Raw genomic sequence first — 15,272 nt, forward strand, 5'->3', positions numbered from 1 at the left:
CTAGCCATTCGGGCTTTCATGCAAGCCCTGCAGACGCCTGGCGAAATAATTTACTGTTATTCTATGCGATTCTACGGATTGATGAACGCCGTTCGCAGCTTGCTGCTGTAGTTCACATCAAAACCGAGTCCGGTGGCCAGAGCCGCCAGCGGCAGGTAGGTCTTGTCTTCTTTGCCCACCTTCTGCAGGAAGGCCGGTGTATCCAGTGCGACATCGGCGCCGTTCACCTTCATCGTCTTGGCGCCGATGGTAATGACAACCGTGCGGTCTCCGAGGACGACAGTGGCGCTGGCCGTCTTGTTGTCCCATTTGCCGGTGGCTCCCATGGCGTTCAGGATATCTCTAAGCGCCAGGAAATTCTGGCCGTTCTTCAGGATCGGCTTGTTCGGCGTATTCAGCTCCGTGCCCTTGACTACAATTGACATCGGCGTGGAAGCAGCAGCAAAGGCCGCTGCGGAAGGCGTACGGTATTCGCCCCACAGCATCTCGGAGAATACCCGGGCAATCGTCTCATACCCCTGCTGAGTCGGATGGAAATCCGGGGTTCCCGCCGTGAAGATATAAGTAAGCGAAATCTCCCTGCCGGCAAAAGCCGCCGCTACAGGAGCCAGCATCACCGGCGCGTCCGTCCGGTTGGCCTCCGCGACGACATCCTTGGCGGTGGCTGTAAAGTCTGCCGCCGCGTCCATCAGCTTCGTGTACACGTCTTTAACCGCAATCTGCGGGGCCGGCTGGTACTGGTCCGCCAGCAGAATCGTGGCCTGCGGATTGACGGCGCGGATATTGTCCAGCGCTGCCTTCATATTAGCGCTGTAGTCCGCCAGCCGCTGCGTCAGCTGCGTCTGGAAATCGGCTTCCGCCAATTCCCTGGCATGCAGGAACAGGCTGCTGACATCATTGCCGCCGATGGTAATCGTGATCAGATCGGCTTCCGCCAGCTCCGCCTTGACCTGCGGCACCGCGGCGGCGAACGAACCGATCCGCGGATCGGGCAAGCCCGCCTGGATGGCCTCGGCCGTGGTTGCCGTACCATCCTTAATCGCCCAGGTATAATGAAGCAGGCCCGCCGAGGTTAATCCGAGTATGCCATAATTGCTGACTGCGCTTCGCCCATGATACCAGCCCTGCTCCAGCAGCCGCTCCGCATAGCCGTACGGCTTCACATTTACATCTGTCATTCCCGGCTCATAGCCTGCCGTAATGGAATCCCCCAGCGCTACGATGCGAAAGACATCCTGTCCGGCTGCCCCGGCTGTCCCGGCGGCTCCGGCAGTGCCGCCTCCCGTTCCGGTCCATAAGCCAATCAGCAGCATACCGCTGATGCCGGCTTTCATTGCTTTGCTCCAACCTCTCTGCATCGTACCCCTCCCAATTTGGTGATATCTTCATTCTATCATCCGCCCGGTCCGCGCAAAAGAGCGGCTTCCCTGCTTCAGGGAAACCGCCCTTGTCTGTCGGCGCTTATTGCGCTTCGTTCTGTACGCTGCAACCAGGCGCCGGCCGGCTACTGCTTGTCTTCGGGTTCCGGCTTTATGCCCTTGCCCAGCGCCCGTTCCAGGTATTTATCATACCGGTCATCCAGTTCCGAAGCAATTCTGCGGTAGCGCAGCGTCTCCTCCACAATCGGGTCAAGTATGGTCTGGATCCGGATTTCGTAAGGTGCCGACATTTGGCGGAGCTCCTTCGCCTTGCGGTCTTCCTGCTCCATCTCTCCGTCTTCAAGCAGCTCGCTCAGCTTGCGCTCAAGATCCTCCCGTTCACTCATCGGTTCATGTCCTCCTTACGCTTCGAATCCCGTACCCTTCGCTTCGCTCAGCGCAGTCACCAGAAAATCATGAATCCCGCCGTTGCTCGCTACTACATGCCGCGTCCCGATATCGTAAGCCTTGCCAAGCGTATCGGTTACCCGGCCGCCGGATTCCAGCACCAGCAGCACGCCTGCCGCGCAGTCCCAGGGACTGAGGCCGACTTCCCAATAACCGTCCACGCGGCCGATGGCCACGTAGGCCAAATGCAGCGCCGCCGAGCCGCCGGCACGGATGCCGCGGACCTGCGGCAGAATGTGCTGCAGCCCCGCCATATTGGCCGGCTGGGCAAATACGCGGTCCGGCGGAAAGCCCATGGCAATCAGACTGCTGCCCGGCTCACGCTCAGCCGATACGGCTGCAGGAATACCGTGCATGTAAGCCCCCTTGCCCTTCTCGGCAACGAACATCTCGTCACGGATCGGATCATAGATCACGCCGACGGTCAGCTCGCCGTTCACGACCAGCGCTATGGATACGCAATAAAAAGGGAATCCGTGCACGAAATTGGTCGTGCCGTCAATCGGATCGACAATCCACAGGTATTCATGCTTCCGCGCTTCCTCCAGAGCAAAGGCGACATTATCCGCTCCGGGCTCGACACCCTCTTCTCCCAGTATGGCGTGGTCGGGATAATGGGTCAGGATCAGCCGGCGGATCATCTGCTCGACGCCTTTATCCACCTCTGTAACAAGATCCTGGGCCGAAGTCTTGCTGCCCAGTTCCTTCACCTGGCCTTGTCTGCTCTTGATCCATTCCCCCGCCTTGGCCGCCGCATTGATTGCCACAGCCGTATAGCCCTTGCTTGTTACCACATAGGGCTCCCGTTCCTTCCGGTTCTCAGGATTTAACGAATTCATCTCTTCACTCCGCTTTCCTCAAGCATCTATGCGATTCTGATCTGGCGTTGCCGTAAGTTTCATTCAACGTACCTTATTTTGCAGCGCTTATCAAGTCGGAACTTGGCACGTATTTTGCAATTAGCTCCGGGTTTGGCGCGGTTTACGGTTCAATATTGATGCTGGCCCCGTCTAATACCGTTATTCCGCTGCCGCTCCGCGCGGTTTCCTTCAGCGTCTCCATCAGTTCAAACAGCGCCCCGTCCTTGGCCTTGGCCTCGATCATCACATCCACCGCCGGCGTATCAGCCGCGATGCGTCTCAGGAAGGCCAGCAGCGGCGCCGGCTCGACACCATCGGCATGGCTGCGCGGATCAGAGGGGCTGCGCGGGCTGGAGACGTGAATCTTCGGCGGCAGCGCCTCGGCGGGTGCAAGATCGGCCCGGGCCAGGCTGCTCTCCCATGTGCGGAAAATGTCCGGCCACAGCTCCCAGGGAAGCTCGCCCTCATTGTTGACCCACTGGTGATGGATATCCAGCACCATCGGCAGGCCCAGCTCACGGCATACAGCCAGCGTCTCGACCGCATTGAACGTCTTATCGTCGTTCTCCAGCGTCATGCGCTCCTGAAGCACGGCAGGCAGCTCCGCAAAATGCTCCCGGAACCTGGCCGCCGCCGAGGGCTTGTCCCCGTAAGCTCCGCCAATATGAATATTGTTCTTGGCGGTTGCGGGCAGCCCCATGGCCGACAGCATATCTGTATGATGCTTCAGGTCCCGCACGGAGCTTATCAGCACCTCCGGCCGGGGGGTGCTGAGCACCGTGAAATGATCGGGGTGAAAAGAAGTCCGCATCCCGTGCTTAGTGATAAATGCGCCGACTTCCGCGAAATCCTCCGCAAGTGCGGCGAACGGGTCCCAGTCCGACAGCTCCGGATGGGTCGCCAGCGGAATCAGCTTGGACGTCAGGCGGTACACCTTAATATCGGAAGCGGCATTATGCCGCAGCAGGCGGAGCGTATTGTGCAGATTCTGCTTCGCAATGCTCTCCAGCCGCCGTATTCCGGCTTCGCGGTCGCCCAGCTTGCTGAAGCTCGCCATCGTCATGGTCTTGGACGGCGAGCAGTCTTTGATGACGGTCGACATCGCCACATAGCCGAACCGGACGATCATCGCTGCTCTCCGAAGAACATTTCCTCGGCCAGCGCCGTCTGCACCCGGGATTCCTCCTCGGTGAGCTTGCGCACCAGCTCCATTTCGACCGCCGTGACCTCATTGCCCTGGAAGTTGATCTCCGCAATGGAAGCAGAAATTTTGACAATCGCCACAGCGATATTCCCAGGGGTATAAGCGATGACCTTCTGGCCGGTAGGATATACACGGAAGCCCTGTTTAACCATCTTGGTGCGTCCGTATTCCAGCAGTTCGTACAGTTCCTGTTCATTCTTGAATTTGCAGACTGAGTTGAATTCCGTTTGAAATCCCATGTTTCCCTGCCCCTTTCCGGCCCGAAAGCCCGCCGCGCTAATGATAGAGTTTATTCTTTGTCAAAAGTAAGGCTCTGTCTGAACCGGTAGCGCTCCAGCGCCAGCTCGACCATCCGGTCCAGCAGCACTTGATACGTTACGCCGGTCTCCCGCCACAGCAACGGATACATGCTGAACGGCGTGAAGCCGGGCATCGTGTTTACTTCGTTGATCAGAATCCGGCCGTCGGAACGGCGCACGAAGAAGTCTGCACGGGTAATGCCGCTGCCCTCGATCGCCCGGAAGGCCGAAATCGCCAGCTCGCGCAGGCGGTCCGCCACTTCGGCATCGACCGGTGCCGGAATCAGCATCTGTGATTTGCCGTCGATATATTTTGCCGCATAATCATAATATTCACCAGAGGAGACGATTTCACCCGGAACGGAAGCCTCCGGTTCTTCATTCCCCAGAACGGCTACCTCCACCTCGCGCGCATCGACGAATTCCTCAACGATCACCTTGGTATCATAACGGAAGGCATTCTCTACAGCCTTAATGAGGCTTTCTTTATCGGATGCTTTCGAAATCCCGACGCTGGAGCCCAGATTGGCCGGCTTGACAAAAACAGGGTAACCAAGCCTATCCTCCACGCCGAAAATCAGCTCATGGCTCTTACGCTTCCACGCGGAGGCGCTGAAATAGCAATATTTGCACTGCTCCAGCCCGGCTTCGGCAAACAGCTTCTTCATGACTACCTTATCCATCCCGGCGGCTGAAGCCAGCACTCCGGCACCGATGTAAGGAATATTGGCCATCTCGAACAATCCCTGAATCGTTCCGTCTTCGCCGTTGGTGCCGTGGAGCAGTGGGAACATCACATCAATCTGCTGTCCGCCCCCGCTGATTCCGGCGAATACCGCATTCAGCGCTGCCCCCGTATCGCCGGAGGCTTCTGTTAGCTTAAGCAGTTCGATGTTACCGTAAGGCGCCTGAAGGACTGCCCCCATTCTCCACAGACCTTCATTGGTAATATAAAAAGGAATAATCTCGTATTTACTGTAGTCAAAAGCGTTCATTACCGCAAAGGCAGTCTGCAGCGAAATCTCATGCTCTCCCGATTTGCCGCCGTATACCAAGCCCACGGTACATTTTGCGTTACCCATGCCTTAACCTCTTTCCGGATTATAAGTAGTCATTGATATGAAAAAAACGATAGGCCGTCTTGTCGGTCCAGGCATAGGAATCCCGGTAATCCCAAAAGCGGTGCCGGCTGCTGACCGTCCGGGCGTTCACCAGCGGCAGCCCTTCAGCATCGAAGGCCGTGACAATCGTGCTGTGCTGATAATGGCCGTTGCCGTCCCAGTCATACTGGATGACATCGCCCAGCATTAATTGCTCCGCCCGCTCCACCGCCTCGGCGCGCAGCCCGCTTGGGCGGTCCGCGCTCAAATAGTGCTGCAGGCTGTCCGATACAGCCCAGCTGTAGCTCCACCACTCCTGGGCTCCGTTGTAGCCTTTGTACCACCAGCCCGTTTCTCTTTTACCAGTATAGTGGATCGGCGCCCCCCCTGCAAAGAGACATTGGGAGACATAATTGGTGCAGTCCACTTCAAAAATCTCAAACTCCGGATTGCCGTCCTTCCACCAGCGGTCGGCATAGGCTACGGCCTCCTCGCGGCGGTAGCGGACCTCTCTGGTGCCGCCGGCGCCGCCGCGCAGAACCTTGCGGTTCAGCAGCGGCTGGGACGGCTGCGGTTCGGCCAGCGGCTCCCCCCACTTGGAGAACCGCAGCGCAGGCTCCGTTGGCACCGGACGGCGCAGTGAATTGCGCTCGGGCACGCTGCGCTCAACGGTGGCGATCTCCCAGCCCTCCTTCCCGCGTACAAAGGTCAGGCGCTCCGCTTCAATGACATCCTCCCGCTGGGTGATCCCGCCTTTCTCGTAATACAAAGCGCTGTGCAGCGCCACATCCGCCACAACCTCATGCGGATTCTGCCGCACCGTCCGCACGGTCCGCACCCCGGTCTCCCCGCGCAGGGGAGTAATTCCCCTGTAGCTGTACCACTGCGCCAGACGACGGGATCGCTCGCCCTGCGCCACGAGGAATCGTGGGTCCTTGACAGCGGAATGGCGCGGCTCCGAGCCCGGGGCGACCCGTCCTTTGTTCACCTGATCCACGTACACATACAGACTTTGTTTCCAATCCTGCTCCACTTCATTCCCGCCCTTCTTCCCTGATTGGCTGCTGTCCTATATATATGAGGAAGATTCCGCGGCTATACGGCATCCGACCGATTCCCGCTGCAGGCAGTAAGGAGCGGAGCAGGGCCGGTAAATATGGGTACATTGGCAGCAAAAAAAACTTTACTCCCCTTCTTGTAACCGTTATACTTGAGTTAATTGATAATATTGAAATATGGTTTCACTAGATGAAACAAGGAGGCGCATTTATGCCAAGCAAGGATCTGTATTCGCTGACCCGGAGTCTGGAGTCCGGCGGCAAGACCTACCGCTATTATCACCTTGATGCTTTGGAAGAGCAGGGAGTGGGAACGATCTCGACTCTGCCGTTCTCGATCAAAGTTTTGCTTGAAGCCGCTGTCCGCCAATACGACGGACGGGCGATTACCGATGAGCATGTGAAGCAGCTTGCCGGCTGGTCCGGCGACATTGACCGCAATAAGGAAATCCCCTTTATTCCCGCCCGCATTGTGCTGCAGGATTTCACCGGCGTTCCCGTCGTCGTCGACCTGGCAGCCATGCGTGATACCGTTAAGAAAGCCGGCGGCGATCCCAAGAAGATTAACCCGCTGGTCCCTGTAGACCTGGTCATCGACCACTCTGTCATGGTTGACGCCTTCGGCACCGCCGATGCGCTTGAATACAATATGAACGTGGAATTTGAACGCAACGAGGAACGCTACCGTTTCCTCCGCTGGGCGCAGACCGCCTTCAACAATTTCCGCGCCGTTCCTCCGGCGACCGGGATCGTGCATCAGGTTAATCTGGAGTATCTCGCTTCGGTAGCAGCCACCAAGACGGTCGACGGCGAAACCTACGTCTATCCGGATTCCCTCGTCGGCACTGACTCCCACACCACGATGATCAACGGCCTCGGCGTTGTAGGCTGGGGTGTAGGCGGCATTGAAGCGGAAGCGGGGATGCTCGGCCAGCCGCTGTATTTTGTCACTCCGGACGTCGTCGGCTTCAAGCTGACCGGCAGCCTGATCGAAGGTGCTACGGCGACCGACCTGGCCCTGACCGTTACCCAGATGCTCCGCAAGAAGGGTGTCGTCGGCAAATTCGTCGAATTCTTCGGTCCGGGTCTGGCCAACATCAGTCTGGCGGACCGTGCTACGGTCGCCAACATGGCCCCGGAATACGGGGCGACCATCGGCTTCTTCCCTGTGGATGAAGAGACTCTGGCTTACCTGCGCAGCACCGGCCGGCCGGATGAGCTGGTTCAGCTGGTAGGCGACTACTATAAGGCGCAAGGCATGTTCCGTACCGCGGATACGCCGGACCCGGTTTTCAGCGATATTATTGAGCTGGATCTGGCATCGGTCGTACCGAGCCTTGCCGGACCAAAGCGTCCGCAGGACCGTGTGGAGCTGACTCATATGAAAGAGAACTTCACGGGCATCATCCGCACGCCTGTCGCCCAAGGCGGTTATGGCCTCAGCGACGAGAAGATTGCCGAGACGGTGGAAATCAGCCACAAAGACGGCACCACCAGCACACTGAGCACTGGCGCGGTTGTTATCGCAGCCATTACAAGCTGTACCAATACTTCTAACCCGAGCGTCATGCTGGGAGCGGGCCTTCTGGCCAAGAAAGCTGTCGAGCGCGGGCTGACTAAGCCGGGCTATGTCAAGAGCAGTCTTACCCCGGGCTCCCTTGTGGTTACGGAGTACCTGGAGAAGGCTAATCTGCTGAAGCCTCTGGAACAGCTGGGCTTCTATCTTGCAGGCTACGGCTGCGCCACCTGCATCGGCAACTCCGGCCCGCTGCCGGATGAAGTCAGTCAGGCGATTGCCGACAACGATATGACGGTTGCCGCCGTGATCTCCGGTAACCGGAACTTTGAGGGCCGCGTCCATGCCCAGGTCAAAGCCAACTACTTGGCTTCACCGCCGCTGGTCGTCGCTTATGCACTGGCGGGCACAGTGAACATTGACCTCCAGACCGAGCCGCTCGGATACGATCCGCAAGGCCAGCCGGTCTTCCTGAAGGATATCTGGCCAACATCCGCGGAAATCCGTGAAGCGATCGGCCTTTCGCTGAGCCCGGATATGTTCCGCCGCAAATACGAGAATGTCTTCACGGCGAACGAACGCTGGAACTCGATTCCGGTGCCGGAAGGCGAGCTGTATGAATGGGATGAGAATTCCACCTATATCCAGAATCCGCCGTTCTTCGAGAACCTGGCAGATGGCGTAGGCGATATCCGGAACATCACCAATGCCCGGGTGCTGGCCCTGCTTGGTGATTCAGTCACGACTGATCATATCTCTCCGGCCGGCAACATTGCTACCTCCGGACCGGCAGGCGAATATCTGCGCAGCCACGGTGTGGAACGCGCCGACTTTAATTCCTACGGCTCGCGCCGCGGCAACCACGAAGTAATGATGCGCGGCACCTTCGCCAACATCCGCATCCGCAACGCGGTGGCTCCGGGCACCGAAGGCGGGGTTACCACCTTCCTGCCGAGCGATGAGGTCATGTCGATCTACGACGCCTCCATGCTGTATCAGCAGGCCGGCCAGAATCTGGTCGTCATCGCCGGCAAGGAATACGGGACCGGCAGCTCGCGTGACTGGGCAGCCAAGGGAACGCTGTTGCTGGGCGTCAAAGCAGTCATCGCCGAGAGCTTCGAGCGGATTCACCGCAGCAATCTGGTCGGCATGGGTGTACTGCCGCTGCAGTTCCAGGAAGGCTACGGCTGGAGCAGTCTGGGTCTTACCGGACGCGAGACCTTCAATATCACCGGACTGGACAATGAAGTACAGCCCGGACAGGAATTGACGGTTACCGCGACCCGCGAGGACGGCACGCAATTCGATTTCCCTGTAACAGCCCGTCTGGACAGCACCGTCGATATCGACTACTACCGTAACGGCGGCATTCTGCAGACCGTACTGCGTCAAATGCTGGCGGATGCGGCTTCAGCGGAGTCGGCGCTTTCGCTCGAATAACATTTCTGCCTGCAACTACTTTATGACAACAACAGCCCCGGTTACTCCTCTTTTGAGGAGTGACCGGGGCTGCTTTACTTTAGGCCGGATGCACCGGTTATACCTTGGCGCGCTCCGAGTTCAATATGCGTTTATAGACGAGGGCGATAATCTGGGAACGGTCAGTGACATTCATTTTGTGGAAGATCCGGCTTAAATGATTCTTGACCGTATGCTCACTTATAAACAAAGCTGCGGCAATTTCTTTATTCGTCTTGCCCTGGACGATCAGCTCCAGCACCTCTTCTTCGCGGGGAGAGATTCCCCACTCCTCTTTCGGCGATTTCATTGCAGCGCTGCCGATCAGGCCTGCCGCAGGATTCGGCCTGCGTTCCGGCAGGCCCGCTGTTCTCTGCTGCAAGAAAGCACGGAAAGCTGTGCGGGGCTCGGATCCGATTTCGGATACGGCCTCCACATTCAGGCTGAACCGGGATACATCAACCGAATGTCCCCATAACCCCTGGACCAGCAATTCCCGGTCGGTATAAGTTCCACTATGCGCCAGCACGAGCGCCAGTACCTGGGCCTGAAGCGGCAGCGCCGGCTCGAAATCATTTCGTTCCCCGGGCGATAGCCGGTCAATCTGTTTAAGCAATTCACTTTCGTCCTTATAAAATCCGAGGGTATCCAGGTAACTGGTCCGGTACGGGGCCAGCAAGGCGGCTCGCCTGAGCAGTACAGCCTGCTCTTTGGGATAACCCAGATAGCGGGCAAAATCAAAGGCCAGCTCGGAAGCAGCCAGCGAGAGCTGCTGCAGATCGGCATTCATATTACGCAAACACTCATGCAGTATCGTCAGAATCGCCGCCGATTGCCGGGTCTTCTCTTGCTTCTGCTCCAGCAGCAGCAGTGCCGATCCCGCCGTAGCGGCGACGGCCTCCAGACAAGTCCGCCATTCCTCCGCTTCATCCGGCTGCCTGAAGCCTACGGCCAGCACACCCTTGAACAGCCCCTCGGCAACCAGCGGACATTCCAGCACCAGACCACCGGACGACCTGTTGAGAATCGCCGTGGAAAGAAAAGACTGCGGGGAATAGCGAGCTTCCAAATCGCTGATGTACATCTGCTGCGGGCCAGTCTCCCATCCCCGGGAGTAACACCGGTCTTGCGGCAATTGCCCGGCCATATATACCAGCGCTGAGGTCTCCCGGCACGGCAGGCCTGCCACAAGCTCCAGCAGCTGTCCGCCCAGACGCTGTGCTGTAGCTGCCTGCGGCAGCTGTCTCGCGGCCTCCCACAGCACCAGCAGGCCGTGCCTGCGCTGTTCCTCCCGGCGCATCCGCCCTTCGCGCGTTGCCGGATTGACCGGCAGCAGCTTTCCGATAATTCCTGCCAGCACTGCTGTTTTATCGCGCATTTCAGCCATGCTTCTGTGGCCGAGCTCCGGCATACCGGCCAGCTCAGCGCTCATCTGCGTATAATCGGGATGGTCCCGGAACCGTTCCGCAAAGGCCTTAAGCGCCTCATGTCTGGCACCTTCCTCTATATACAAGCCGGACCAAAGGTGATACCTTCGTCCATCGTCTGCCGTCAGCGACGTTACCATATACTTCAGACCGGGAATCCATTCTTTAGAAACCGTTTGCAACGCTAAGGAGCCCATCCCGAGTAAAGACGATTCGAATGGGCGGTTGAAAATTCCGTGGATTTCGTAAATCTTCTTACACAGGTTTGATGGCAGCGCCGGCCGGGTAAGCCGGTTTCCGTCCTGGTCCATAAGCATGATCGCCTGGCTCAGACCCACGCTGAATGCGTCCTGAAGCTGCTCAATCTCTCTCTTTAATGCATCTGGCAGTATAGCTTTCATAGAATCACCTCTGCCTGGAATAACCGCTATCCATCTCTATCAGCAGTTGAAAATCATACCAAGGTATAGAATGTATAATAGTGTATTTCCCTAAGAGATTCAAATCGGCTATCTGGTATCCGTTATGAATAAATGCCACGTTTATCCATAATTACCCGATAAATTCGACAAAATAACACCTTTACCCCGTCTATCTCAGCATTAATCCCATTTCAGTTGCGTATTCCCGCAATACACCGGCATACTCCTCCAGCGTCTCGCGCGACAATCGGCTGACAGGTCCCGAAAGCGAGAGCGCGGCTGCCACATTGCCGCTGCGGCCGACAATCGGCACCGCCACTGCCGCCGCCCCGGGCTCCCGCTCTTCAAAGCTCGTAGCATAGCCCCGGCGGGTAATTTCCTTAAGCTGTTCCATGTAGGAGCTGCGGTCCACAGACTCGGGCCACTCCGGGTCGGCGAGCAGCCGGAGCTGCACCTCCTGGGGGGCGTAAGCGGCCAGCACCTTGCTTGAAGCGCCTACAGAGAGCGGCAGCCGGGCGCCAATCTGCGCTACCCGGCGGATGGCCTGATGACTCTGCACTGCCTGGATGCGGACCCTCTCCAGATCATCCCGCAGATACAGGCTGACCGTTTCACCCAGCCGGTCACGCAGCCGCTCCATCGCCGGCAGCAGCAGGGCGGCAGGTTCATCCAGCGTCGGAAGATGGGTCGTCAGCTCCCAGATGCGGATGCCCAGCCGGTATTTATCGGTGGCTTCATTCCGCTGCAGGAAGCCCTTCTCCTCCAGTGTCGTCAGCAGCCGGTGCACGGTGCTTTTATGTAAATTGATTTTGGCGGCAATCTCGGTCAGGCTTAAATCGCTGGTCTGCGTAAAACAAAGCAGTATATCAAGCGCACGCTCCACGGCACGTACAGTCAGCTTGCGGTCCTCCACGGCAATCTCCCCTTACCTGTTTCATCATATGAAACCCGGTTACATTATTTACAACTCTATCTTAGAGCAAAACTCCCGGGAAAGTCCAGTCTGTTTACGGAACGGTAAAGGCTGGAGCACATTTTACAGTTCGATTACAAAAGCGGCAATCGCGTTGACTTTGCCCTGTCCTGACCCTACGATTAAATATATAAACTATTTACTTGATTAAATTAGGTTGCTTACAAAACTAAGCGTATACCTCCGACGCAAGTGTTGCAAAAAGATTTCCAAGTCGCCGATGCTCACCAAACTTTGAGGAGTGGACCCTATGGATGTAGCTACAACCCGAAGCAGCGCGCCGGTCTCACCAAACTCTGAGGAACAAAGCCCCGGCTCACCGATGCTTTCCTTGCGGATGATCCGCTTCAAACATATCGTTCTTTCATTATTGCTGTCTGTATTTTTCTTTTTTGCCTTCTGTTTTCTTGCGCTGCATGCCTATATCGCCTGGGTGCTGTCCAATCCGACGGTGGCCCCCCTGTACTCCAACCCTTACTTGGCTAAGGGCCTCGAATACGAGGATGTCAACTTTCCGGCACAGGACGGCAGCCGGATGATGCAGGGCTGGTACATTCCGGCCGCCGGCTCCACCAAAACCATTGTCTTCAGCCACGGCTACGGCGCCAACCGCGAAGAGACGTGGGTGCCGATGTATGATCTGGCGCACTATGCCCACACCCTCAATTATAATGTGGTGATGTTCGACTACAGCTTCGCAGCCCAGATCAACAAAGACGTCGCTACCGGCGGCAAAAAAGAATCCCAGCAATTGCTCGGCGCCATCAATCTCGCCAAGGAACGGGGAGCCGAGGAAATTGTCGTCTGGGGCTTCTCCATGGGCGCCGGCACTGCGCTCCAGGCCGGTCTTGTAACCAAGGATGTGGACGCCATGATTCTCGACAGCTCCTTCCTGCTGGAGCCTGACACGCTGTATCATAACATCCGGCAAAATATTAATCTGCCCCGCCATCCCTCGCTGGAGATTATGGAGCTGCTGTTCCCTGTGCTGAACGGCACAGGGCTGGACCAAATTCCTTATGCCAAAGTGAAGGCGATGGATTACCCGTTTCCGACATTGTTCCTGCACGGTACGCAGGATGACAAAGCCCCTTATCCGATTGCCGAGGAGCTGGCAGCGAATCAAAGCAATCCGTACTCCGATTCCTGGATCGTCGAGGACAGCCACCATGAACTGATCTTCCGCGAGCATCCGCGCGAGTATTTGCGGCGTGTGTCCGCTTTTCTCGGCAATGTACATTTAGCCGCGGAGCATACGTCCGAACAGTCCGATAAGTGAACCGCAGAGGTGCAGCAAGTGCGCCTGCAAAAGAGCCCGCTTACCGCCATGGCAGCCGGGCTTTTTGGCTTGTCCGCCGGTTTTGCGGCATGCCCCCCAGCTTTCTTGCATATCCTCCAGCACGGTTATTCTGCGCCTGCTTCCCGTCTCATAACCCGCCTTCTCCGCTCATATAATCAACCATTGATGAGAGTATGAGGGGAGGTAACGCTGTAATGGCATATGCTAACGGTTCTGCACTGCCGGTGCGGGCACTGGAGGAGACAGCATTCTGGAAGCAGCAGGAGAAAGAACACACTGAGATCATCAAAGCGGTTGTCCCGCAGCTTGAGGCACCTTATGTCAAACTGCTGGATGAATGGGCCGCCGTGCTGGGCGCCACGGAACAGGCGGTACGGCTGCTGCTCGGAGCGGCGCAGGCCCAGCAGAACGCCGGACATTCCGGCCTGCAGGCGGGAGCGGAGCAGCTGCTCCGTACGGCAAGGGCCCAGTCGCGCGAATTTATCCGGCAGCTGATGGCCCTGAAGGAAGCAAGCGCCGCCGTAAGCGCGAGTCCGCTGGCGGGAATTGTAATCCTGCATATTATCCGTGAGTCCCAGCATTTTACGGAGCATCTGGAAATTCTGGCTCCAGAGGTACAGGATGCTGTACGCTCTACTGAGACGACACAAAATCAGGGCTATCAGGCAGTTGGGCATGCTGATCATGCTGGTCATGCTGGTCATATCGGTCATGCCGGTGACGCTGCAGCGCCGTCTCTGCCGTTCACCGATGTCCGCGATCAAGGGACTGTTCCAGTCGGCGGACACACACTGCCCCCGCTTCCGTATCCCTATAATGCGCTTGAGCCGTACATCGACGAGACCACAATGCGCATCCACCACGACAAGCATCACCAGAGCTATGTCGACGGCCTGAACAAAGCCGAGCTTAAGCTGGCCGAAGCGCGCAAGAGCGGCGACTTCGACCTGGTGAAGCATTGGGAGCGCGAGCTCGCTTTTAACGGGGCGGGACATTACCTGCACAGCATCTTCTGGAATGTAATGTCGCCGCAGGGCGGGGGCAGACCTACCGGAGCTCTGCTGGACGCGATTGAACGCAGCTTCGGCAGCTATGATGCCTTCAAGGCCCAGTTCAGCGAAGCGGCGAACAAGGTGGAAGGCGGCGGCTGGGCCATCCTGGTCTGGAGCCCGCGCAGCCGCAGGCTGGAGGTTCTGACGGCCGAGAAACATCAGAACCTGTCGCAATGGGATGTCGTGCCGCTGCTCGCGCTCGATGTCTGGGAGCATGCCTATTATCTGAAGCACCAGAACAACCGGGCCGACTACATCAAGGATTGGTGGAAGGTGGTTAACTGGCCTTTTGTCGCCGAACGGTACAACGCCGCCCGCAAGCTGGTCTGGCCGCCATACTGAAACAGCTCCACAGAGCAGTATGTTGCTGTGTGATGCGGATTCAGGTACATTGCGGGGCCGGTACTAGTTATGATAAACGAAAGGCAGCCCCTGTTCGCACACCGTAAGTTGAAATGGAAGTGGGAACCACCATTTCAGAGCTACATGCGAAAGGAGCTGTTACTACAAAATACGTTGTTTGGATGTATCTAGAGAAAAAACTGAGACGGCGGTAACAGACGAAGGCCGGGAACCCGCACGTTAATTGGATTTTTGCCACCTATTTATGCTGAAACTACATCATTAAAGAAACTAAGTGGATTTTGGCCACTAGCGTTGCATAAAAGCTGACATTATCAAATGGTATAAATTAACTGTCCATAAATAGAAAAAACTCTATTGTAAGAAGGTAGGCACGTTGTCCATACCCCCTTACAAAGGAGCCTCTAATGGATA

12 protein-coding genes are annotated in these 15,272 nt (G+C 57.2%); 3 read left to right on the forward strand and 9 right to left on the reverse strand.

Annotation, left to right across the window (positions count from 1 at the left end; all coding sequences use genetic code 11):
* Positions 1-71: 71 nt before the first annotated feature.
* From F1381_RS27255 to F1381_RS27285, 7 genes are all read right to left on the reverse strand, one after another.
* The gene (locus F1381_RS27255) at positions 72-1,358 is read right to left on the reverse strand and encodes a stalk domain-containing protein (RefSeq protein WP_151737956.1); all 1,287 of its coding nucleotides are present in this window, start codon (positions 1,356-1,358) and stop codon (positions 72-74) included.
* A 146-nt stretch (positions 1,359-1,504) separates the two neighbouring features.
* A complete protein-coding gene (locus F1381_RS27260) occupies positions 1,505-1,765 on the reverse strand; it encodes a hypothetical protein (protein WP_151737957.1) in 261 nt (86 codons plus the stop codon).
* A 15-nt stretch (positions 1,766-1,780) separates the two neighbouring features.
* On the reverse strand, positions 1,781-2,665 hold the full coding sequence (locus tag F1381_RS27265; protein ID WP_151737958.1) for an inositol monophosphatase family protein: 885 nt from the start codon (positions 2,663-2,665) through the stop codon (positions 1,781-1,783).
* 142 nt (positions 2,666-2,807) lie between these two features.
* Entirely contained in the window at positions 2,808-3,815 is a 1,008-nt protein-coding gene (uvsE, locus tag F1381_RS27270) for a UV DNA damage repair endonuclease UvsE (RefSeq protein ID WP_151737959.1), read from the reverse strand.
* Complete coding sequence (locus tag F1381_RS27275; RefSeq protein ID WP_151737960.1) at positions 3,812-4,129, reverse strand: hypothetical protein; 318 nt, start codon at positions 4,127-4,129, stop codon at positions 3,812-3,814. The genes uvsE and F1381_RS27275 overlap by 4 nt, the downstream gene beginning before the upstream one ends.
* A 50-nt stretch (positions 4,130-4,179) precedes the next feature.
* The gene (locus F1381_RS27280; RefSeq protein ID WP_151737961.1) at positions 4,180-5,271 is read right to left on the reverse strand and encodes a D-alanine--D-alanine ligase; all 1,092 of its coding nucleotides are present in this window, start codon (positions 5,269-5,271) and stop codon (positions 4,180-4,182) included.
* A gap of 19 nt (positions 5,272-5,290) precedes the next feature.
* Entirely contained in the window at positions 5,291-6,322 is a 1,032-nt protein-coding gene (locus tag F1381_RS27285; protein WP_151737962.1) for an amidase domain-containing protein, read from the reverse strand.
* A 236-nt stretch (positions 6,323-6,558) separates the two neighbouring features.
* Here F1381_RS27285 and acnA point away from each other — a divergent pair, with 236 nt between their 5' ends.
* Complete coding sequence (gene acnA / locus F1381_RS27290; RefSeq protein ID WP_151737963.1) at positions 6,559-9,303, forward strand: aconitate hydratase AcnA; 2,745 nt, start codon at positions 6,559-6,561, stop codon at positions 9,301-9,303.
* Between the two features lie 97 nt (positions 9,304-9,400).
* On the opposite strand, the gene F1381_RS29320 is transcribed toward acnA, so the two are convergent.
* Entirely contained in the window at positions 9,401-11,149 is a 1,749-nt protein-coding gene (locus tag F1381_RS29320) for a helix-turn-helix transcriptional regulator (protein WP_425495301.1), read from the reverse strand.
* 190 nt (positions 11,150-11,339) lie between these two features.
* Entirely contained in the window at positions 11,340-12,083 is a 744-nt protein-coding gene (locus F1381_RS27300; protein ID WP_151737964.1) for an IclR family transcriptional regulator, read from the reverse strand.
* 382 nt (positions 12,084-12,465) lie between these two features.
* Between F1381_RS27300 and F1381_RS27305 the strand changes: the two genes are divergently transcribed.
* Positions 12,466-13,422: an alpha/beta hydrolase gene (locus F1381_RS27305; protein WP_425495302.1), complete on the forward strand. Its 957-nt coding sequence runs from the start codon at positions 12,466-12,468 to the stop codon at positions 13,420-13,422.
* Between the two features lie 215 nt (positions 13,423-13,637).
* A complete protein-coding gene (locus tag F1381_RS27310; RefSeq protein WP_151737966.1) occupies positions 13,638-14,837 on the forward strand; it encodes a Fe-Mn family superoxide dismutase in 1,200 nt (399 codons plus the stop codon).
* The last annotated feature ends 435 nt before the right edge of the window (positions 14,838-15,272 follow it).

Origin of the sequence: Paenibacillus tengchongensis (assembly GCF_008973665.1) — a bacterium.
In the GTDB taxonomy this organism is placed as follows: domain Bacteria; phylum Bacillota; class Bacilli; order Paenibacillales; family Paenibacillaceae; genus Paenibacillus_AQ; species Paenibacillus_AQ tengchongensis.

Coding starts and splice junctions, on each gene's coding strand:
- F1381_RS27260 (WP_151737957.1), bottom strand. CDS start 1,765: ATGAGTGAACGGGAGGATCTTGAGCGCAAGCTGAGCGAGCTGCTTGAA.
- F1381_RS27255 (WP_151737956.1), bottom strand. CDS start 1,358: ATGCAGAGAGGTTGGAGCAAAGCAATGAAAGCCGGCATCAGCGGTATG.
- uvsE (WP_151737959.1), bottom strand. CDS start 3,815: ATGATCGTCCGGTTCGGCTATGTGGCGATGTCGACCGTCATCAAAGAC.
- F1381_RS27280 (WP_151737961.1), bottom strand. CDS start 5,271: ATGGGTAACGCAAAATGTACCGTGGGCTTGGTATACGGCGGCAAATCG.
- F1381_RS27305 (WP_425495302.1), top strand. CDS start 12,466: ATGCTTTCCTTGCGGATGATCCGCTTCAAACATATCGTTCTTTCATTA.
- F1381_RS29320 (WP_425495301.1), bottom strand. CDS start 11,149: ATGAAAGCTATACTGCCAGATGCATTAAAGAGAGAGATTGAGCAGCTT.
- acnA (WP_151737963.1), top strand. CDS start 6,559: ATGCCAAGCAAGGATCTGTATTCGCTGACCCGGAGTCTGGAGTCCGGC.
- F1381_RS27310 (WP_151737966.1), top strand. CDS start 13,638: ATGGCATATGCTAACGGTTCTGCACTGCCGGTGCGGGCACTGGAGGAG.
- F1381_RS27265 (WP_151737958.1), bottom strand. CDS start 2,665: ATGAATTCGTTAAATCCTGAGAACCGGAAGGAACGGGAGCCCTATGTG.
- F1381_RS27275 (WP_151737960.1), bottom strand. CDS start 4,129: ATGGGATTTCAAACGGAATTCAACTCAGTCTGCAAATTCAAGAATGAA.